The sequence below is a fragment of the Aeromonas sp. 96A genome (genome assembly GCF_051919165.1).
In the GTDB taxonomy this organism is placed as follows: domain Bacteria; phylum Pseudomonadota; class Gammaproteobacteria; order Enterobacterales; family Aeromonadaceae; genus Aeromonas; species Aeromonas veronii.
Map to the genome: position 1 here is coordinate 1,301,131 of NZ_JBQBFE010000001.1, position 20,467 is coordinate 1,321,597.

The following is a 20,467-nucleotide window of genomic DNA, read 5'->3' on the forward strand; positions in this document are numbered from 1 at the left end:
GCGGTTTTACCATCAAGAAAGACTGCTCATGCGCCTCTCCATTGCTGCCAAAATCAACTTTTTCCTGCTCTTCATCTTCTCCATGGTACTGGTCTTCTCCGCAGCCTATCAGGCGGTGCGCGAGCGCGATCTCATCCTGACCCTCATCAAGGAGCAGAGCCGCGAGCAGACCGAAGCCTATTTCGACGGCCTCAACATGCTGATGCTGACCGGCAAGATGGATGCCCGCGATACCCTGCGCGGCAAGTTTCTCGACCATGCCCATGTGGAGGATGCCCGCATCGTCCGTGGCGACGCGGTGAGCAAACAGTTCGGGCCGGGACGGGAAACAGAACAGGTAAAGGATGAGTTTGATGAGCTGGCTCTGGCGGGCAAAGGGAGCCTGGAGGTGGTGCACAACGGCATGCACAGCCGTCTGGTAGTGACCCGACCGCTGCTGGCCAAGAAGGATTTTCGCGGCACCGACTGCACCAGCTGTCATCTGGTGCCGGAGAACACCGTGCTTGGTGCGGTGCGCTTTGACTACTCCCTCGATTCGCTGTTTACCCGGGTCGAGCAGAATATCCTCACCTCGGCGCTGATCCTCACCGGCATTTTCGGGATGGGACTGCTGCTGACCCTCTGGGTCATCCGCACCTGGATCGTGCGCCCTCTCAACCAGTTGACCCGCTCCATGGAAGAGGCCACCGACTTGCACGACTTCGGCCACCGGCTGGAGGGAGATGACGGCGACGAGATTGGCCGGGTGGCGGTGGCCTACAACCAGATGCTCGACAGCGTGGAGCGACAGCTCGGCAAGCGCACCAAGGCCAGCAAGCAGGAGCCGGATCAGCCCCGCTGAGGCGGGTACTTAACCGACGTAGTAGAAGAGCAAGCTGGCGATCAGTACCAATAGCAGGATAGCCAGATTGACATGCCGGGAGTCATCCTGACGGCGGCTGCGCTTGCGCTCCAGCAACAACACCGCCAGCGTCAGGGCGCAGCAGCTCCAGAGCCCGTAGACCAGCCAGGGGGTAAGGGCCGGGTCCCAATAATCGCGCACCTCGATCCCGCCATAGACCAGAAAACCGTAGGCAATTTCGGGACGGGCATAGTGGTAAAGGGAGAGCAGCACGATAAAGCCGCCCCAGCAGAGCATCACCAGCCCCTGCAACACCCATGTCAGCCAATCTGGCCCATGCCGCCGATCTTTCACCCACCTCTCCTGCGCCCGTGACACTCTTGTTGAGTGAACCATGCCGAAAACCCCACCAGAGTCCGACATTTTTGCTTGTTTATCAAACCCGCGCGGGTAAGATTGACGGCTTAGTCTGCCATGGTGGGCCATCTGTGCCCGGGCCAGACTCCCTAGTGTTGCAAATAGCGCTGCAAGAACAAGCTGGAGACAATATTTCGATGACGCACGCATCCGTAGTAGATGTGCTGGCCGGTAAGTATCCGGTCGGCACCACCCAAACTGTCAAAGGGTGGATCCGGACTCGCCGTGATTCCAAGGCGGGGATCTCATTTTTGGCCATTTCCGATGGCTCCTGTTTCCATCCGGTACAGGCAGTTGTCCCCAATACCCTGGCCAATTACGAGAATGAAGTGCTGCGTCTGACCACTGCCTGCTCCGTGGAAGTGACCGGCGTGGTTGCCGCCTCTCAGGGCAGCGGCCAGGCTTTCGAACTGCAGGCGACCGAGGTGAAGGTAGTCGGCTGGGTCGAAGATCCGGACACCTACCCGATGGCCGCCAAGCGCCACAGCATCGAATACCTGCGTGAACAGGCCCACCTGCGCCCGCGCACCAACATCGTTGGCGCCGTGACCCGCGTTCGTCACTGCCTGGCGCAAGCCATCCACCGCTTCTTCCACGAAGAGGGTTTCCTCTGGGTTGCGACCCCGCTCATCACCGCTTCCGACACCGAAGGTGCCGGCGAGATGTTCCGCGTCTCCACTCTGGACATGGAAAACCTGCCGCGCACCGACGCCGGCAAGGTGGACTACAACGAAGATTTCTTCGGCAAAGAGGCTTTCCTGACCGTATCCGGCCAGCTGAACGCCGAAACCTATGCCTGCGCCCTCTCCAAGGTCTACACCTTCGGCCCGACCTTCCGCGCTGAAAACTCCAACACCAGCCGCCACCTGGCCGAGTTCTGGATGGTTGAGCCGGAAGTGGCCTTCAACGATCTGGAAGATAACGCCGCACTGGCCGAAGCCATGCTGAAGTATGTCTTCAACGCCGTACTGACCGAGCGTCGCGACGATCTGGAGTTCTTCGCCCAGCACGTGGACAAGGATGCAATCGGCCGTCTGGAGCGTTTCGTCTCCTCCGACTTCGCCCAGATCGACTACACCGACGCTATCGAAGTGCTGCAAAACTGCGGCAAGAAGTTCGAGTTCCCGGTCTCCTGGGGTATCGATCTCTCCTCCGAGCACGAGCGCTATCTGGCCGAGGAGCACTTCAAGTCTCCGGTGGTGGTGAAGAACTACCCGAAAGATATCAAGGCCTTCTACATGCGCCTCAACGACGACGGCAAGACCGTTGCCGCGATGGACGTACTGGCACCGGGCATCGGCGAGATCATCGGTGGTTCCCAGCGTGAAGAGCGTCTGGACGTGCTGGATGCCCGTCTGGCCGAGATGGGCCTGAACAAGGAAGATTACTGGTGGTATCGCGACCTGCGTCGCTTCGGTACCGTGCCGCACTCCGGCTTCGGTCTGGGCTTCGAGCGTCTGGTGGTCTACGTGACCGGCATGGGCAACGTCCGCGACGTGATCCCGTTCCCGCGTACTCCGCGTACCGCCGAGTTCTGATCAGCGGCATCTTGCCACTGCATTGCAAAAGCCGACCTGTGGGTCGGCTTTTTTATTGTCACCGTTATGGGTGATACTCAGGATCAACCGGCACAAGGAACTCGTCGCCTATGGGATATCGCCTGCTGCTTTCGCTATTGCTGTCCTGCATGCCTGTTCAACTGTGGGCAGAGTCCGTTCGTCTGACCACCCTGGAGTGGCCACCCTACACCAGCCAGAGCCTGCCCGATGGCGGCCTTACTGGTCATATCGTCAAGCGCGCCTTTGCCGAGGCTGGACTGGAAGTGACGTTCGACTTCTATCCGTGGCAGCGGGCGGTGCGGCTGGCGGCCGACCCGACCCAGCCTTATAGCGGCTATTTTCCCGAGTACCTCTCCGACACCCTGCCCACCCTGTGGCGCAGCTCCGCCAGCGTAGGCGACAGCGTGCTGGGTATGGCGCAGCGCTCAGGCCCCCCCATCCCCTGGCAGCAGCTCACGGATCTCGCCCCCTACCGGATCGGCGTGGTGGAGGGGTACGTCAACACCCGTGAATTCGATGCCCTGATGGCTAGCAAGCGCCTCAACACTGCCGCCGTCGATTCCGACCTGCTCAACCTGCGCAAATTGCAGCGCGACCGGCTCGATCTGGCGGTGGTCGATCGGAATGTCTTCCACTGGCTCATCAACCATGATCGCAAGCTGAGCAGCGCCGGATTGCAATTTCACCCGAAGATCCTCGAACACAAGAGCCTGCACATCATGTTTCGCCCCGATCAGCAGGCGTTGCAGCAACGGGTGGCGCAGGCCATTGCCAGATTGGATATTGCCAAGCTGAGCGAGGATTATCAGCGCCGCTATCTGCAGCAAGCACCTGCGGCCAAATGAGCCAACCCGCCAAAGTCAGCCCTTGCTGGCAAAAGTAGCCTGAGCGCTGGCTTTTTCACCCTCTTCTGCCGCAATCGAGCCCTTTTTATGCCCCTCCCCTGCAGCCCTGTTGCCGCTCTGCTCTACCGCCATGACCACCCGATGGCTTGGCCCCGAGTGATACCACTTGGTGACAAAAATGATGTTTTTGTTAGTACGTGGTTTTTAAGTGGTTTAATCAAAAATTCATCGAGTTATTGAAGTAACTCAATTTTTTCACTTTTTCAGGGGAGCAGAATAGCAACTAACCCTTTTGGGCTAAATAAAACAGACAATGACAATTCATGGTTCAGGCTACCCGCGGCAATATGGGTTGAATCACACGAGGTAACGGAATGATCTTGATGGAATTTTTAGTGGTACTCGGCTGCTTGCTGCTGGGTACCCGCTTTGGGGGCATGGGACTCGGTCTCATCAGTGGTATCGGTCTCTTCCTGCTGACCTTCGTCTTCGGCCTGGTGCCGGGCGAACCGCCTGTTCAGGTAATGCTGACCATTCTGGCGGTGATCGGCTGTGCCGCCACCCTGCAGACTGCCGGTGGCCTCAACCTGATGATGCAAGTGGCCGAGCGTCTGCTGCGCCGTCACCCGCAATACATCACTATCCTGGCGCCGCTCACCACCTGGACCCTCACCTTCCTGTGCGGTACCGGCCACGTGGTCTACACCATGTTCCCCATCATCGCTGACATCGCGCTGCAGAAGAACATCCGTCCCGAGCGCCCGATGGCAGTGGCCTCCGTTGCCTCCCAGATGGCCATCTGCGCCTCCCCGGTCTCCGTTGCCGTGGTCTCCATGGTCTCCATTCTGGCGGCCGGTCACGGTATCGGTCAGGCTTACGGCCTGCTCGACATCCTGATGATCGCCATCCCCTCCTCCCTGACCGGTGTCATCGTGGCTGCCCTGTGGAGCCTGCGTCGCGGCAAGGATCTGGACAAGGACGAAGAGTTCCAGGCCAAGATCAAAGACCCGGAACAGCGCGCCTTCATCTACGGCGGCGGTGAAACCCTGCTCAACACCAAGTTCCCGAAAGAGGCCTACTGGTCTACCTGGATCTTCTTCGCCGCCATCGCCGCCGTGGTATTGCTCGGTGCCAACGAAGGTCTGCGTCCGGTGTTCACCATCAAGGACAAAACCGGCCCGCTCTCCATGAACCTGGTGATCCAGATGATGATGCTGATCGCCGGTGCCATCATCCTGATGCGCTGCAAGGTCAAGCCGGGCGAGATCGCCAACGGCGCCGTCTTCAAGGCGGGCATGGTCGCCATCTTCTCCGTATTCGGGGTGGCATGGATGAGTGAGACCTTCTTCCAGGCTCACATGCCCCTGCTCAAAGAGACCCTGGCCCATGTGGTACAGGCCCAGCCCTGGACCTACGCGCTGGTGCTGTTCCTCATCTCCAAGCTGGTGAACAGCCAGGCCGCTGCCCTGACCGCCATCGCCCCCATGGGGCTGGCGCTGGGTGTCGAACCCAAGCTGCTGATCGCCTTCCTGCCAGCCAGCTACGGCTACTTCGTGCTGCCGACCTACCCGAGCGATCTGGCCTGTATCGGTTTCGACCGCTCCGGCACCACCCGCATCGGCAAGTTCATCATCAACCACAGCTTCATCATTCCGGGGCTGATCGGGGTGGTGACCTCCTGCTCGCTGGGCTTTATCCTCACCAGCATCCTGCTCTGATCGCAGCGGCGTTTACCACGCTATTGCAATACAGGCCCCCGCTTCGGGGGCCTGCTTTTTCCCGCTCTGTGACCCCAACCATTTCCCCGCCGCCATTTCCGGACACAATGCCTTTACCTCTGCCCACGCCGCTGGGTAGCATGCCCCCTCGTTCACCACCGGAATCTCATCCATGTCTCGCGTCATCCTGCTCTGGAGCGGTGGCAAAGATGCCATGCTGGCCCTCTGTCATGCTCGCCAAGCGGGCCATCAGGTGATGGCACTGGCCACCTTTGCCCCGCCAGAACCCCGATTTCTCGCTCACCCCTTGCCGCTGGTGCGCCGTCAGGCGGAAGCCCTCGGGCTGCCCCATCTGCTGGTCACCATAGAAGCGCCGTTCGATCTCGGTTATGAGCGGGCACTGGCACGGCTCAAGGAAGAGTGGCAACTCGATGGCGTAGTCACCGGCGATATCGACAGCGTGGGCGGTGCGCCTAACTGGATCTGCGAGCGCTGCCGCCCGCTCGGGCTCACCGTCCATACCCCGCTCTGGCAGCAATCTCGCCAAGCCTTGCTGGCGGATATGCTGGCCCGCGGCATCGTCGCCCACCTCTCCTGCGTCGATACCCGGGTGCTGGCCCCCGAGTGGACTGGCCGCACCCTCGATGCCGCCACCCTCTGCGAGCTACAACAACTGGCCGAGCGCGAGGACTTCGATGCCTGTGGCGAGCAGGGGGAGTACCACACCATGGTGACCGACGGCCCGGGCTTTGCCGCCCCGCTGCGCCTCGATGGCTGGCTGGTGGCGCGGCAGGATCATCTGGCCTATCTGGCCGAGCCACAGGGGTAACGGCCTCAAGCAAGCAGCCAACTCACTTAGCGCGCGAAAAATCGAGATAAAAAAACGGGAGGCAACAGCCTCCCGTTTGGATTTGAGCGGACCAGTTTTGAGCGGGCCATGACGCCCGAACAAGGAATAAACAGGCTTATTTCGCCAGCTTGCCCAGTACCCGCTGCAGCAGGCGGATCCGCGGCTCGATGCTCTCCAGCAGCAGGAATTCCGCCTCCGAGTGGAAACCACCCCCCATGGGGCCGAAGCCATCGAGGGACGGCACGCCTGCGGCGGCGGTGAAGTTGGCATCCGAACCGCCACCGGCCTCCAGCCAGTTGAAGGGGATCCCCTCCTCTTTGGCTGCCGCCTCCACCAGTGCCATCAGCGCCTCGGTGTCACCGCTCGGGCGCATCGCCGGCTTGAAGGTCTGGCGATCAACCTCGACCCGACAACCCGCGAGGAAGGGATTGTTGGCCATAAAGGTGAGCCGATCGTGTACCGCAGCGGCCTCTTCGTTGCTCCAGAAGCGCAGATCGACGATCGCCTCGGCAAAGTCCGGCACCACGTTGACACCGGTGCCGCCCTGTACCACGCCGACGTTCATGGTGGTACCCGTGGTCATGTTGACCTGCTCGTTGATGGCCAGCACCCAGTGCGCCAACTCGGTAATGGCAGAGATCCCTTCGGTGAGGGCCGAACCGGCGTGGGAGGCCTTGCCGTGGAAGGTGATGCGGTACTTGGCATTGCCCTTGCGGGCGCTGATGAGATCCCCGTTGGGACGGGCTGCCTCGGCCACCAGCACGCAGCCGCTCTGTTTGGCCTTCTCCACCAGCCAATCTTTCGACCAGGGGGAGCCAATCTCTTCGTCGCAGTTGTAGCAGACCAGCACCTTGAGCTTGGCAAGCAATGCCGGATCCATCTCTTTGAGGGCATACCAGATAGAGAGCAGGCCGCTCTTCATGTCCGAGACGCCGGGGCCAAAGGCTTGATTGCCTTCAATTTTCAGCGGGCGCTTGGCCGCCGTCCCCTCGGGGAAGACGGTATCCATGTGGCCGCACAGCATCACGTCGTAGTGATCGGCACCCGGCGCATTGGTGATCTCGAGGCAGGGGCCGCACTCGGCAGCGAACTGGTGGCGAGTCACCTGCCAGCCGATGGCCTCATATTTCTCGGTCATGATGTCGGCCACCTTCGCCACCCCGGCCGGGGTGCGAGTACCGCAATCGAGGTTGATGAGCGGGGCCAGATCGGCCAGATAGCTATCGAGGGAAAACGGGCTCTTTACAACTATCATTATCTTCTCCATGCAACAATCAGCGTTGATGGCCGATCGTCTATTGCAACAATGCGACACAGTGAGAAAAAGGCGGGCAGCCATGCCACCCGCCCGACCGGTAAATTCCAAACACCACTACATAACCCACATCACTACATAAACAGCAGATAGTTGAGGGTCAGCGCCGTCAGCAGCGCCCCCGCCATCGGCACGCTGGTGCGCTTGACCACGGTAAAGGGCGATACCTTGGCAATCCCCGCACAGGCGATCAGTACCGCTGCGATGGGGGAGACGGTACGGCCGATACTGGAAGCGAGCTGCATCGGCAGCAGCATGGTCACCGCAGGTACGCCAAACTTGGCCGCCACCGCCGGTGCCAGGGTCGAGAAGCTGAGGAACGCCGCGTTGCCGGAGCCCATGATGACCGCCGCTACCATGATCAGCGCCACCATCACCAGGGTCATCAGACCGCTGCCGATACCGGCATTGCTGGCAGAGTGCAGCAGGGTATCGATGGCGCCGATGGCCTTGAGGGATTCGGCAAACAGCTCGGCACAGACGATGAGCGCCACCACGGGGCCAAACACCTTGCCCATACCATCGAGGAAGCTCGACAGCCCGGCAAACGCGGTACGCACCGAGCGGCTACGCAGCAGCTCGCACAGCATGCCGATAAAGACCGACAGCAGCATGGCCACCTCCACGCTCATCTTGATGTCGCTCACCAGCAGCTTGGAGAAGGTCATCATCAGCACGAAGGGGATGATCGGCAGCAGGGCATACCAGGTGGGCGCCTGCACGCTCTCGGTGCCCTGCTCGTCCAGCTCGGCGTGATCGCCACGATGGAGCGCAGGATCCCAGCCATCCTTGCGATCGCAGTAACGCTGCCAGAAGAAGTGCAGCACCATGGTCACCAGCAGCATGGGGGCCACCAGCCAGATTTGGTAGTCAACGAAATAGCTGGTCGGATCCATGCCGGATTGACCGGCGGAGAAGATGGCGTTGGTCTGGGTCGGGCCAATTTCAAACGCCTGGGAGGTGGCGATGACGCCACAGGCGGAGGCCGGGCTGATGCCGAGGTTGCGCATCACCGGATACATGGTGACCATCAACAGCAGGCCAAGGCCGGTGGCGGAGGTGACGAACAGAGAGACGAATACCGCCACCAGATAACAGATGGAGAGCATCAGGTAGCTGGACTGGATGCCCGCCACCGGCTTGACCGCCACTCGCACCAGCGCCTGGGAGGCCCCGATATGGGACATGTAGGTGGCAAAACCCGCCACCGCCATGATGGTGAGGCCGAGGCCCGCCGCGCGGTAGGAGAAGATCCCCTTGAACACTTCGAACAGATCGAACAGGGCGAAACCAGTGCTCTTGTCAGCGGGGAGAATGGGGTGCAGCCCCAGCCAGTAGGCCACCGCAAAAATGGCCATGCCCGCCAGCGCCAGCACCGCCTGCGGGTTGTAATCCTTGATAATGCCGTAGACCACGGCGACCAGAACGAGCAAGACGAATAAAAGTTCCAATATTCACTCCTGATAAATTTATCGAAGAGCGAAATCTAGTGATCTGACCACTGTTTGCCTTTGATCCCTATCAATAAAGGTGCCGTCACCGTGATTCATTAGCATAATATGTCGACCATGTAACAATTTTTCGTTATTTCAACTACTGAAAAACCTTTGTCACCCCATATCCGGGAATTGTGTGACGCGACTCCCCTCTTTTTTGCGTTGGATCAACATATGACGGCGCCGAACTGGCGAAGATGCGCTTCGACATATAGCGACCATTTCGCGCCGGAGAGAGTTATGACAAGCCAAGCCACCGCAGGTGCTTCGACCTGCGACTACAAGCTGTGGGACATCCTCGTCGAGTCTGCAAAGGAACGCACTACCATTCGTTACTCCAAACTGGCCAAGCAGGCCGGGCTGGAGCAGTGCCAGGATGAACTGCGCACCCTGCTGCAACGCATCCGCATGTACTGCACCGAAAACAACCTGCCGATCCTCTCTGCCATCGTGGTGGATGACGTGGGCAAATACACTGGCCTCTCTTCCAGCCTGCCTGATGCACCCTGGGAACGGGCCCGGGTCTTTGACCATGAGTGGACCACCCTGCACTGATTGAGGTGCTTGATGATGCCGACCAAAACGCGCCCGCTGGCGCGTTTTGGCTATCTGGTGTTTGCCCCCTTCTCTTTTTCTCCAGCAATAGTCGATCTTCTCCCGCAATACCCAACCCCATCGGGCACACTAGCCCCACAGCTTCTGACCTTGTGCTCAAAATCGCCGTTCAGGTGTGACCAGTCCCGGTAAAACCCGCGAGCCGGACCATCGGCGTTGCCATGCGATCGCCACAATGCCAGAATCGGGCCCTTGCACTGCGTTGATTCGGATTTTCGGGCGCGGCCACGGCCAGCGCCCACAAGAGAAGGACTCCCCATGGCCATCACCCTCTATGGCATCAAGAACTGCGAGCCATTCATAGTGGAAGAGCCGCAAAATAAACCATGCCTTGCCTTGTTGCACAGGTTTTCTTCTATACTGCACGAGGTCTGAGTTGACTCATACTACGATATTGAAAGTTGTACGTTGAGTATTGAACTAACAATCAGCAGTGATTTATATTGGGAAGTAGAACTTATAGCATTCATATGTCCCAAGGAGGAAGAGCATGAAGCTATTCTTTTGTATCGCGAGTATTTTTATGATTGCTGGTTGTTCAAGCAATGCATACCCAACCCTCTATGCAGGGAAATACTACATGATGGGCGACTCTAACTGTAAATATGTCTATCGTCAGGTTTCAGACACTAGAATTATCTGTATGGATGGAGATAAAAACAACACCGGATATCGGGATGCTATGACATATGAGGATATCTTGATGTATAAGTCTCAAGTAGATTTATACAATGCTCAGATGGCATCGCTAAGCAACACTCTAAACCAAGTCGGGCAGTCACTTGATAGTTCAAGCCAGTCAACATATCAATATATACCTGTAGAGCAACCTTCATTGTCTTACGGATCTAGCAAAACAACATACAGGCGGGTCGGTAACACTATTCTCGGCTCTGATGGTTCAAAATGTCAAATAGCAGGCTCAAGTGTAATTTGTGATTAAAGCCTGACATTAGGCAATCACTGTTCAAGACCAGTGATTGCCTTGGCCAACTCTAACTTTTATATTTATCACCAATAAAGCTAATGTCACCCTTAATAAACCTATACCCCCAATACGCTGCAATTATTAGAAATGAAATTACTGCTAGTGGAGCGGCTCCTCCAAATACGAAAAGGATCATTAGCACTAGGCCAAACAACGAAATCACTGAAGCTATTCTATCTTTTTTGTTCATTCTGAGAGTCCTTTCATAGTTGGAGTTTTCGTTATTTAAGTGTGACCTAGTATTCGATAAACACTCGACACACTTATCCCTAATCGTTTCGCTACTGATGCCTTTGTAAGGCCTTGCGAAAACAAGTGCAATACCTCATCCCGCTTTTCTATCGCGGTCGGTTTGCGGCCTTTGTAGACCCCTTTGGCCTTCGCCAAGGCGATCCCTTCCGCCTGACGCTCTAGCATGATTTCCCGCTCGAACGTGGCGATGGCCCCGATCATGGTCAGCATCAGCTTACCCGTTGGTGTCGCCGTGTCGATGCCCAGATTCTGGATCTGTAATGTTACCTCTTTGGCGTGTAACTGGTCTGTGATCTCCAGCAAGTGCCGGGTGTTCCGGGCCAGACGATCCAGCTTGGTGACTTTTAGCACGTCTCCAGAGCGGGCAAATTCAAGCATTGCCTGTAGTTGCGGCCTATCCGTCTTGCTCCCGCTGACCTTCTCCTGAAAAACTTTTTCACACTCCGCCAGAGCTGTCAGTTGCTGCTCCAGCGATTGCCCCGTGGTCGAGACACGGGCATACCCGATGATTGCCATGATGGCCTCCCAATAGGCTCAAGACCCTGCAAGAAAAACGTGTCAAAACTCGAAAACCAACCCGTGTGACAGGGGTTGCCGGGGGGCTTCCGGTCTGTCACACGGGCATGGTCTATTGAGCGTCCGGCTCCTTCGGTGGGGATGGCGGTGTCTGCATCGAGTTGACGGCCTCCTTGATGAGGACGCCCAAGGCTGCCAGCAGTGCCGCCTCCAACGCTTTCAGTAACGGGTTTCCTTGCTGCTCATTCATACGCCTTCTCCTTGCTGGATGGCTCCTGACAAGGGGCCAGATGTGATGTATTCCATGGGGTTCTCCTATGGTGTTGGTCTCATCTGGCTTATACCGGCATTGGGTCTCAATGTTGCCTGCTTGATTTCCTTAAGCTGGTGGGGTTTGGGATTGTTTTTTCAGAGCAGCCAACGGGGCGGGATCGTTGCTATCTTCTTGATTTATCTCCTTCGGGTGGCTGGTAGGTTCCCCCCTCGGTGCAGTAAATGAGTAGTGAATAGGTGGTGTGTCCATAAGTGGATATATAAATCGGGGTGGCACAGCACACACATCGCACACAACCGCCCGAAAAGCCTATGAACACGTTGTCAGATGTGTCGATGAGACTCAAATCGACCAGACACATCACCCCGAAATGTGTCGATTGGCAGTCACTCACGGCGGGGTCAGACGGTGATATGCCAGATTACCGCTATGCCTCTGACTCAACCGCCAGCCAAGCCGCTCTGCAATCGCTTTAAGGTCTCGTCCCGGCTGAGCTGGATATCGCAGATACCCGGCTGGATCGCAGGTATAAGCACTCTGGGCAGAATCTCGCGTGATATCAAGATGTCGGCCATCACCCGGCTTTGCCATAGCCACCAACAGCTCTTGCAGGTACTCCTCAACGCTCAATATGCGTCCCTGAGTCCGGCAAATGGTAGCCCACAGCTCTTGCTCCTCATGGCGAATCCTGAGCGGCCTGAGGCCCGTCAGCTGCTCGATATAAGTATCACGCTGCTGGTCTGCTTTGCGGTTCGCTGGCTCCAGATGATAGGCTTCGTCAAACTCCAGCAAGTAGGTTTCCTGCCGGGTCGGTTTGTCAAAATACTTTCCGTCTGGGTCGAACCACTGCAAATCTACCCGAAAATCCACCCGGTAAGGGTCGCAATCGAACTGCGGGATCACCTCCATTCGCAAACCCGGTTGCTGCATTTGAAAGTAAGTAACCAGCGGGGCCAAGTATTCCACATAAAATGCAGCCTCATGGCGGCTCTGCCTTTCATCATGTGGTAACTCCAACCCGGTAAGCTGCTCGATCTCCGCTATTAGCCTCAGGTTTAAGTGAGAGCTGGGGCCATAGGTCAACACAGCCAAGGCTTGTAAGGGAGTCCACGTCCCCAATCCATTATCCGGTTCGGGAACCTCCGGCAGGTCAAGCCCCTGCATCTGCCGGATGTTGGCGATTGCCCGCCTGACGTACTGACTGTACCGCCCATTGAAACCAGGTATTTGTGATAGCAATGATCTGGGGTCGATAATCCCTCGGGCAGGTTGGCCAATGAAAATTGCTGTCATGTTCAATAGCACCTCATCACAGCTTTTTACTTGGAATATTCCGAGCTCAAATCTTCGAAATCTGGATCTGTACCATCATCATTCTTCTGGAGATTTCGAATGTAATCGTCCATCTCCTGCTGCATAACTGAAGGGTCAACACCATAAGGAGCTTCAGTTTGAGTCTTTCTTACTAGGTAGCTAGACCCGTCATAAATCGAACTCCCCGCCAACTTGTCTTCAAAGATCTGCGTCAATACGCGACCACCATCAATATCCATATACTCAGCCCACAGATAGCCGCCATCAAAGCGGAATCGAATTTCCTTCAACGCTGTTTTCAGCTGGCCGTTGAATCGTTGGCGTTGCTCCGTACTGCGAAGGTCTTCAGGAGCTACGAAGTAATTGAGCGTTTTCACTGATAGCTCCCGGCTCATAAGATCACTTTCAGCTCGTTGAATTTGCTTTTCTAAGGCTTGCGTCTTCTTCTTGCATTGCTCGAACAAGACTCGATAATCCGCATCATTATCGTTATCCAGCACAAGTTGAGCTGCCTTCTTTCTCTTCAGGGTCTCAACCTCTAGCTGAACTCGTAATTCGGCTAGCGTGGTTCTAAGAGCGATTGTTTTATCCTCCCCCTCAACCCGTTGCTTCATTACCCTGTTCAGCAAGAACACTGCTTGCAAAAGTTGTGGTTCAACCTTGCCGTAAAGCATGTTCGGTAATTTGCACCCAGCGGTGTTTTGCTTGGGACAAACCAGATAGTTTCTTGGGCTCCCTGCTCGCCCTTTGTTTTGATAACGTAATGACTCACCACACTGACAGCGAAGTACACCACTGAAGAGATTGTTAAAGGTTCCCTTGCGATAGGAACCACTATGCTTGTTTCTCTTGCTGATAAGGTGTTGCACCTCTTCAAACAAGGCTGGGGAGACTATCGTGGGGTAGTACCCCAAGATTGGCTCATCAGCAGGCACCCGATGGCCGTTCTCAATGACATGTGGCTGGAAAACACCGATCACCGCTTGACTCTTGATGACCGCTTGAATACCTGCCGGACGCCAGTCAGCCTCTTTGCCGAATGTTTTGTAGCCTTTGTCTAGGAATACCTTAGCAATCTGCTCATAGCCACAGCCTGACTTCGCCATTTCAAACATCTCGTTCACAATAGCTACTCGTTCGGAGATAGGGACGATCTGCTCCCCATCCCTAGTGAGCCATGAAGGTAGACGGGAGTTAGCTATCACTTTGTTGTTCTTTCTTGCCTGCTCACGGCCATTTGACCATGCTGCACGGCTCCGACGGCTTTTCATCTCTGACTCATCATTAGCACGAGCCATGTAGACGATTGAGACTATCAGCTTGGTGAAGTCCACCTGACCTCTACGAAAGACCTGCTTATCAGAGAGGGTTACAATGACGATCCCCGCCCTCACAATAGCTAGGAACTGTTCAAGGGCCTCTTCGACTGCTTGTCTGCTCAGACGGTCTACTGACTCAACCAGCAGGTATGACCCCTGTTCAATCTCACCGTGCTTCACAGCATCAACGAAGCGACCTAACGCCCCTTCAGACATGTTGGCACCACGAAATGCACTCGTGCCGAAATCATCAATCGTCTTGTCATCAAGCTGGAGATTGTGCTCAGCACAGTAATCCATAGCCTGCTGAAGCTGGCGGCGATAACTATCTCCTTGCGCCTGCTTGGGGGTACTGAATCGAATATAGGAATAGGCTTTCACGGGGCGACTCATGGCAACTCCTTTGCTATTGGCTCACATTGGAAGCAAGTGAGCACGGCTGAAAATTAAGATGGGATGAGCCTACCAGTTGGTCGGCACTTTACACAATATGCAATCAAAGTTATTTTTACCGAAATCACCACATTGCAGAAGAACAGCCCATCGTCAGACGACCAGCCCAAGGTAGCCACATTTCCCTGCATAGTGATCGCCTGTATGCTATGGCCCATTGAACGGAACACGGTGAACTCCATGGAAAACAAGACCGAATGCAAAGTTGTGCTCTACGGCATTTCCCCCAAAAACTGCGACACCATCAAGAAAGCCCGCAAGTGGCTGGATGAGGCCGGTATCGACTACCGCTTTCACGACCACCGCGCCGACGGCCTGAACCCGGACGATCTGGACAGCTGGCTGGCAAAACTCGGCTGGGAAGCCCTGCTCAACAGCCGCGGCACCACCTTCCGCGCCCTGCCGGATGAGGCCAAACAGGGGCTCGACACCGCCAAGGCGCGCGCCCTGCTGCTGGAGCACCCGGCCATGATCAAGCGCCCGCTGCTCGACCGTGACGGCGAACTGACTCTGGGTTTCAAGGCTGATCACTACCAATCCCTCTTCTCCCGTTAAGGACAACTAAGGACAACTGATGTCGGATGTCATCGCACTGGCCAAGGATCTGATCCGCCGCCCCTCCGTTACCCCCCTCGATGAAGGGTGCCAGACCCTGATGGCGGAGCGCCTCGCCAAGCTAGGGTTTGTCATCGAGCCCATGGTGTTTGAGGACACCACCAACCTCTGGGCCCGCCGCGGCAGTGAGGGGCCGCTGTTCTGCTTCGCTGGCCACACCGACGTGGTGCCCGCCGGGCCGCTGGACAAATGGCACACTCCGCCGTTCGAGCCGACCATCAGGGATGGCGTGCTCTACGGCCGTGGCGCCGCCGACATGAAGGGCTCGCTGGCTTCCATGGTGGTGGCGGTCGAGCGCTTCGTGGCCGAGCATCCGGATCACACCGGGTCCATCGCCTTTCTCATCACCTCCGATGAGGAGGGGCCCTTTATCAATGGCACCACCCGGGTGATCGACACCCTGGAGGCCCGCAACGAGAAGATCCGCTGGTGCATCGTCGGCGAGCCCTCCTCTACCGCCGTGGTCGGAGATGTAGTGAAAAACGGCCGCCGCGGCTCCATCACCGGCGATCTGCTGGTGCGCGGGGTGCAGGGCCATGTGGCCTATCCCCATCTGGCTGACAACCCCATTCACAAAGCCGCGCCAGCGCTGGCCCAGCTTGCCGCGACCGTGTGGGATGAGGGTAACGCCTACTTCCCCCCCACCAGCTTCCAGATCGCCAACATTCAGGCCGGCACCGGCGCCTCCAACGTCATTCCGGGCGAGTTGCAGGTGCAATTCAACTTCCGCTTCAGTACCGAACTGACCGACATGGATATCCGTGAGCGGGTCGAAGCGCTGCTGGATAAACATGGCCTCGATTATCAGCTGAACTGGACCCTCTCCGGCCAACCTTTCCTCACCGATACCGGCGCGCTGCTCGATGCGGCCGTGGCGGCCATAGAACTGGTTAATGGTCAGCGACCGGCCCTGCTCACCACCGGCGGCACCTCGGACGGGCGCTTTATCGCCCCTACCGGCGCCGAGGTGATTGAGCTCGGTCCCGTCAACGCCACCATTCACAAGGTGAACGAGTGCGTGAAGGCGGACGATCTGGATCTGCTGGCGGACATGTACCAAGGGGTGCTCGAGAGATTGCTGGCATGACGCAGGAACAACTGCTGGGGCTCGACGAGAGCCACCTTATTCTGGTGGGGCGCGGCCCCCATCGTCTGACTGCCGCCACCGCCGCGGCCTTCAACGACATGCAGGTGGCAGCCGCCTATGAGGGGTTCAACCTGCAGGCGGCCTCCAGCTGGCGCAGCTTCGAGCGCCAGCTCGCCATCTGGAATGGCAAGTGGCGCGGCGAACGGCCGCTGCTCGATGCCAACAGTCAGCCCATCGATGCCCTGCAACTGGGCGAGATAGAGCGGCTGCACGCCATCCTGCGCTGGAGCGCTCTGCCCGGCACCAGCCGTCACCACTGGGGGACCGATCTCGATATCTACGACCCAGACTGCCTGCCCGCCGATACCAAACTGGCGCTGGAGCCCTGGGAGTATGAAGCCGGGGGCTGGTTTGCAGATCTCAGCGAGTGGCTCAGCGACCATATGAGCGACTTCGGCTTCTTCCTCCCTTATGCCAAGCCGGTCGGAGCAGAGAGCGGGGTCGCCTACGAGCCCTGGCATATCAGCTTTTCGCTGGAGTCCGACGAGCAGCGACTCGATCCCGCGGCACTGGCGCTTTGTCTGCAACAGGCGGATATTGAAGGCAAGTCGACCATATTGGCCAACCTTGATGAAATTTTGGCCCGTTATGTCACCACCTGTCCTGACGAAAGGAAAATCCCATGAATCTCTGGCTGTGGATAGGGTTGCCGCTGCTGTTCCTGCTCGGGCTGTTTCTCAATGCCATCAAAGACATGAAACGGCTGGAGAAGCAGTTGCCCAACTACAAGGACAAGATCCGCGAAGTGAAGGATGACGAGGACGACTGAATCCCGCCCCCATCCCGTGGGGAGCGCCCTTGTGCTCCCCTCTCCCTCTGCTGTGCCGTTTCACTTTTCCCCGCCCTCTCCTCCCTGCGTATCCTGAAATCGACGCTCCTTTGACTCCGCTTTTGTTAACCCCGTCACTGTCAGAATATGGCGCGCCCATGCTGAAAAAAGGGATGAAAAATGTAAGAAAGTGCAAATTGATGCACAAATAAGCCACACAAGGGGGGCCTAACTGCATATAATGTGCCTACTTTGCACATTACCAGGAAGGAGTTCGCCCTTGGATGCCGCTACCATCAACAGTTTCTTTTTTGTCGCTGCCCTGTTGGTGGGAGCCAGCGTACTGTTGAGCGCCCTCTCTTCCCGCCTCGGTATTCCCATTCTGGTTATCTTCCTCGCCGTCGGCATGCTGGCCGGTGAGGATGGCCCAGGTGGTATCCACTTCGCTGACTACTCCATCGCCTATCTGGTGGGCAACCTGGCGCTCGCCATCATTCTGCTCGACGGCGGCATGCGCACCCGGGTCTCATCGTTCCGGGTGGCGCTCTGGCCTGCCTTGTCGCTGGCGACGGTCGGGGTGGCCATCACCACCGGCCTGACGGGTCTGGCCGCCGCCTGGCTGTTTGACCTCAGTCTGATGCAGGGGATGCTGATCGGCGCCATCGTCGGCTCCACCGATGCGGCGGCGGTCTTCTCCCTGCTTGGCGGACGCAGTCTCAACGAGCGGGTGAGCGCGACGCTGGAGATAGAGTCAGGCAGCAACGACCCCATGGCGGTGTTTCTTACCGTCACCCTGATCGAGGTGCTCGCCACCGCCCAGCAAGGGCTGGATGGGGGCTTCCTGCTGCTGCAACTGGTCAAGCAGTTTGGACTTGGCGCCGGGATTGGCCTTGGCGGCGGCTGGCTGCTGTGGCGCCTTATCAACACCGCCCGCCTGGCGCCGGGACTCTATCCACTGCTCACCGTCAGCGGCGGCCTGCTGATCTTCGCCCTCACCACGGCGGTCGGTGGCAGCGGCATTCTCGCCATCTATCTCACCGGTCTGTTGCTCGGTAACCTCGCCCTGCGCAGCCGCAGCACCACATTGTCGGTGCTGGACGGTCTGACCTGGCTCAGCCAAATCGGCATGTTTCTGGTGCTGGGGCTGCTCGCCTCCCCCCACAAGCTGCTGCCCATCGCCCTGCCCGCGCTGGCGCTGGCGATGTGGATGATCCTGTTTGCCCGCCCGGTGTCGGTCTGGATCGGGCTGCTGCCGTTCAAGAACTTCGCCCCCCGCGAGCGCTGGTTTATCTCCTGGGTCGGTCTGCGCGGCGCCGTGCCCATCATTCTGGCTGTGTTCCCCATGATGGCGGGGCTGCCCAACGCCCAGCTCTACTTCAACGTCGCCTTCTTCGTGGTGCTGGTTTCGCTGATTTTGCAGGGCAGCTCGCTGCCGCTGGCCTCAAAACTGGCGCGGGTGGAGGTACCGGCACCGCCGTCGCCCATCAACCGCTCCGGCCTCGAGATCGATCTCGACAGCCAGTGGGAGACCTTCGTCTACCAGCTGGGGGAGGAGAAGTGGTGCATCGGCTCGCCGCTGCGGGATCTGCAGATGCCTACCGGCACCCGGATCTGCGCCCTGTTTCGCGGCCGCGAGCTGCTCCACCCCTCGGGCAGTACCTGTCTGCAGGCCGATGACATCCTCTGCGTGATCGGTCACGAACGCGACCTCCCCGCCCTCGGTCAGCTGTTCAGTCAGGCACCGGAACAGGATCTCGGCCCCCGCTTCTTCGGTGACTTCCTGCTGGAAGCGGCGGCACGACTGGTGGATCTCGCCCCTCTTTACGGGCTGGATGTGAGCGAGGTGGCGGATCAGACACTGGGCGATTTTATTGCCAGCCAGTTGGGCGATAATCTGGTGGTCGGTGACAACATCGAATGGCAGGGCCTGATCTGGACCGTGGCCGAAATGGACGAGAGCGTGCCGGGCAAGATCGGGGTGCGCTTTCAGGAAGAGGACCCGGTCTGACCGACCGTCCCGTATCAAGTCCCCAGCAAGAAGGGAGAGTGTTATGCCATATCAAAGTTTGCTATCCGGCCCCCTGCCCCCCGCAACCAATCTGGGGGTCATTGAAGGCTTTTTTGGCAAGGGATGGAGCTGGCAGGCCCGCGCCCGCTACGCCCAGTGGCTGCCGCGCCACGGTTACGGCTTCTATATCTACGCCCCGAAAGAGGATGGCTATCTGCGCAAGCACTGGGCCCTCCCCTGGCCCGAGCAGCAGCTGGCCGATCTCGCCGAGCTGGCGCGCCAGTGCCGCGCCAACGGGCTCGCCTTCGGGGTGGGCTTGAGCCCCATGGGGGCTCATCACGACTACGATCGCAAACGCTCGGCGCTGCTTGAGAAAGTGCGCCTCATCGACGAGATGCTCCAGCCCGATATTCTGGCGGTGCTGTTTGACGATATGAAGGGGGATACCCCGGATCTGGCCCGTCACCAGCTCACCATCGCCCACGACATCGCGGCCCACAGCAAGGCGACCCGCCTCATCTTCTGCCCCAGCTACTACTCGACCGACCCGGTGCTGGAGAAGGTGTTCGGCGCCATGCCTCCCCGCTATCTGGAGGAGCTTGGCGAGCAGCTCGATCGCCGTTTCGAGATCTTCTGGACCGGCCCCAAGGTCTGCTCCAGCGAATATCCAGCCAGTCACCTCAAGCAGGTGACCGAACTGCTCGGCCGCAAGCCCTTCCTGTGGGACAACTACCCGGTTAACGATGGCAGCAAGGCGAGCAGCTACCTGCACCTGCGCGCCTTCGAGAACCGCCCCGCCGAGCTGGCAGAGCTGGTCTCTGGCCACGCGGTCAACCCGATGAAGCAGGCGGCACTCTCCGCCCTGCCCCTCGCCACCCTGCCGATGAGCTACCGACTCGGCAAGCAGTACGACCCCGACAAGGCGCTGCATGCCGCCCTCAACGCCACCTGCGGCCCGCAGATCTCGGCGATGATCGAGGCCGACCTGCCGCTGTTTCAGGATCTGGGGCTGGCACAGCTCACCCCCGAGCAGATTGCCGCCCTCAAGGCGCGCTATCTGCCGTTTCGTGACCAATCCTGCGTCGACGAAATCGTGCGCTGGCTGGACGGGGAGTATGTGTTCGATCCCGACTGCCTGACCGATTAAACCGCCCCT

Annotated in this window: 20 protein-coding genes; 13 read left to right on the top strand and 7 right to left on the bottom strand. The window is 58.2% G+C overall.

What is annotated here, in order from left to right:
* Positions 1-28 precede the first annotated feature (28 nt).
* Entirely contained in the window at positions 29-841 is an 813-nt protein-coding gene (locus ACTG2W_RS05875) for a HAMP domain-containing protein (RefSeq protein ID WP_005337912.1), read from the top strand.
* A 9-nt stretch (positions 842-850) separates the two neighbouring features.
* Here ACTG2W_RS05875 and ACTG2W_RS05880 read toward each other — a convergent pair whose 3' ends face one another.
* Complete coding sequence (locus ACTG2W_RS05880) at positions 851-1,195, bottom strand: hypothetical protein (RefSeq protein WP_005337913.1); 345 nt, start codon at positions 1,193-1,195, stop codon at positions 851-853.
* Positions 1,196-1,395: 200 nt separating this feature from the next.
* Between ACTG2W_RS05880 and asnS the strand changes: the two genes are divergently transcribed.
* From asnS to ACTG2W_RS05900, 4 genes are all read left to right on the top strand, one after another.
* A complete protein-coding gene (asnS, locus tag ACTG2W_RS05885) occupies positions 1,396-2,796 on the top strand; it encodes an asparagine--tRNA ligase (RefSeq protein ID WP_005337914.1) in 1,401 nt (466 codons plus the stop codon).
* 110 nt (positions 2,797-2,906) lie between these two features.
* Positions 2,907-3,662 (top strand): substrate-binding periplasmic protein, encoded by a 756-nt coding sequence (locus tag ACTG2W_RS05890; RefSeq protein ID WP_005337915.1) that lies wholly within the window; start codon positions 2,907-2,909, stop codon positions 3,660-3,662.
* Between the two features lie 374 nt (positions 3,663-4,036).
* Complete coding sequence (locus ACTG2W_RS05895) at positions 4,037-5,380, top strand: anaerobic C4-dicarboxylate transporter (RefSeq protein ID WP_005337916.1); 1,344 nt, start codon at positions 4,037-4,039, stop codon at positions 5,378-5,380.
* A 172-nt stretch (positions 5,381-5,552) separates the two neighbouring features.
* Positions 5,553-6,209, top strand: a complete 657-nt coding sequence (locus tag ACTG2W_RS05900) for a hypothetical protein (protein ID WP_005337918.1) — start codon at positions 5,553-5,555, stop codon at positions 6,207-6,209.
* 136 nt (positions 6,210-6,345) lie between these two features.
* Here the strand turns inward: ACTG2W_RS05900 and ACTG2W_RS05905 are convergent, their stop codons facing one another.
* Positions 6,346-7,485 (bottom strand): M20 family metallopeptidase, encoded by a 1,140-nt coding sequence (locus ACTG2W_RS05905; RefSeq protein WP_005337919.1) that lies wholly within the window; start codon positions 7,483-7,485, stop codon positions 6,346-6,348.
* Positions 7,486-7,619: 134 nt separating this feature from the next.
* Positions 7,620-8,996, bottom strand: a complete 1,377-nt coding sequence (gene dcuC / locus ACTG2W_RS05910; protein WP_005337927.1) for a C4-dicarboxylate transporter DcuC — start codon at positions 8,994-8,996, stop codon at positions 7,620-7,622.
* Positions 8,997-9,281: 285 nt separating this feature from the next.
* On the opposite strand from dcuC, the gene ACTG2W_RS05915 reads away from it, so the two are divergent.
* Together ACTG2W_RS05915 and ACTG2W_RS05920 are read left to right on the top strand one after the other, a co-directional pair.
* Entirely contained in the window at positions 9,282-9,596 is a 315-nt protein-coding gene (locus ACTG2W_RS05915) for a hypothetical protein (protein ID WP_005337929.1), read from the top strand.
* Positions 9,597-10,146: 550 nt separating this feature from the next.
* Positions 10,147-10,599: a hypothetical protein gene (locus tag ACTG2W_RS05920; protein ID WP_440016099.1), complete on the top strand. Its 453-nt coding sequence runs from the start codon at positions 10,147-10,149 to the stop codon at positions 10,597-10,599.
* A 270-nt stretch (positions 10,600-10,869) separates the two neighbouring features.
* On the opposite strand, the gene ACTG2W_RS05925 is transcribed toward ACTG2W_RS05920, so the two are convergent.
* The 4 genes from ACTG2W_RS05925 to ACTG2W_RS05940 form a co-directional block, all read right to left on the bottom strand.
* Entirely contained in the window at positions 10,870-11,412 is a 543-nt protein-coding gene (locus tag ACTG2W_RS05925; RefSeq protein ID WP_440016100.1) for a recombinase family protein, read from the bottom strand.
* 112 nt (positions 11,413-11,524) lie between these two features.
* A complete protein-coding gene (locus ACTG2W_RS05930) occupies positions 11,525-11,662 on the bottom strand; it encodes a hypothetical protein (protein WP_440016101.1) in 138 nt (45 codons plus the stop codon).
* A 414-nt stretch (positions 11,663-12,076) separates the two neighbouring features.
* Positions 12,077-12,979: a hypothetical protein gene (locus ACTG2W_RS05935; protein WP_440016102.1), complete on the bottom strand. Its 903-nt coding sequence runs from the start codon at positions 12,977-12,979 to the stop codon at positions 12,077-12,079.
* Positions 12,980-13,005: 26 nt separating this feature from the next.
* On the bottom strand, positions 13,006-14,712 hold the full coding sequence (locus tag ACTG2W_RS05940; RefSeq protein WP_440016103.1) for a recombinase family protein: 1,707 nt from the start codon (positions 14,710-14,712) through the stop codon (positions 13,006-13,008).
* A 240-nt stretch (positions 14,713-14,952) separates the two neighbouring features.
* On the opposite strand from ACTG2W_RS05940, the gene ACTG2W_RS05945 reads away from it, so the two are divergent.
* The 6 genes from ACTG2W_RS05945 (at position 14,953) to ACTG2W_RS05970 (ending at position 20,458) form a co-directional block, all read left to right on the top strand.
* On the top strand, positions 14,953-15,327 hold the full coding sequence (locus tag ACTG2W_RS05945) for an ArsC family reductase (protein ID WP_111901255.1): 375 nt from the start codon (positions 14,953-14,955) through the stop codon (positions 15,325-15,327).
* A 19-nt stretch (positions 15,328-15,346) separates the two neighbouring features.
* Positions 15,347-16,474, top strand: coding sequence for a succinyl-diaminopimelate desuccinylase (gene dapE / locus ACTG2W_RS05950; RefSeq protein WP_257687711.1), 1,128 nt, complete (start codon positions 15,347-15,349; stop codon positions 16,472-16,474).
* Complete coding sequence (locus tag ACTG2W_RS05955) at positions 16,471-17,160, top strand: M15 family metallopeptidase (protein ID WP_100646344.1); 690 nt, start codon at positions 16,471-16,473, stop codon at positions 17,158-17,160. Before dapE ends, ACTG2W_RS05955 begins: the two co-directional genes overlap by 4 nt.
* A complete protein-coding gene (locus ACTG2W_RS05960) occupies positions 17,157-17,303 on the top strand; it encodes a hypothetical protein (RefSeq protein ID WP_005337933.1) in 147 nt (48 codons plus the stop codon). The genes ACTG2W_RS05955 and ACTG2W_RS05960 overlap by 4 nt, the downstream gene beginning before the upstream one ends.
* A 280-nt stretch (positions 17,304-17,583) precedes the next feature.
* Positions 17,584-19,311, top strand: coding sequence for a potassium/proton antiporter (locus ACTG2W_RS05965; protein ID WP_257687710.1), 1,728 nt, complete (start codon positions 17,584-17,586; stop codon positions 19,309-19,311).
* 43 nt (positions 19,312-19,354) lie between these two features.
* A complete protein-coding gene (locus tag ACTG2W_RS05970) occupies positions 19,355-20,458 on the top strand; it encodes a beta-N-acetylglucosaminidase domain-containing protein (RefSeq protein WP_106843218.1) in 1,104 nt (367 codons plus the stop codon).
* The last annotated feature ends 9 nt before the right edge of the window (positions 20,459-20,467 follow it).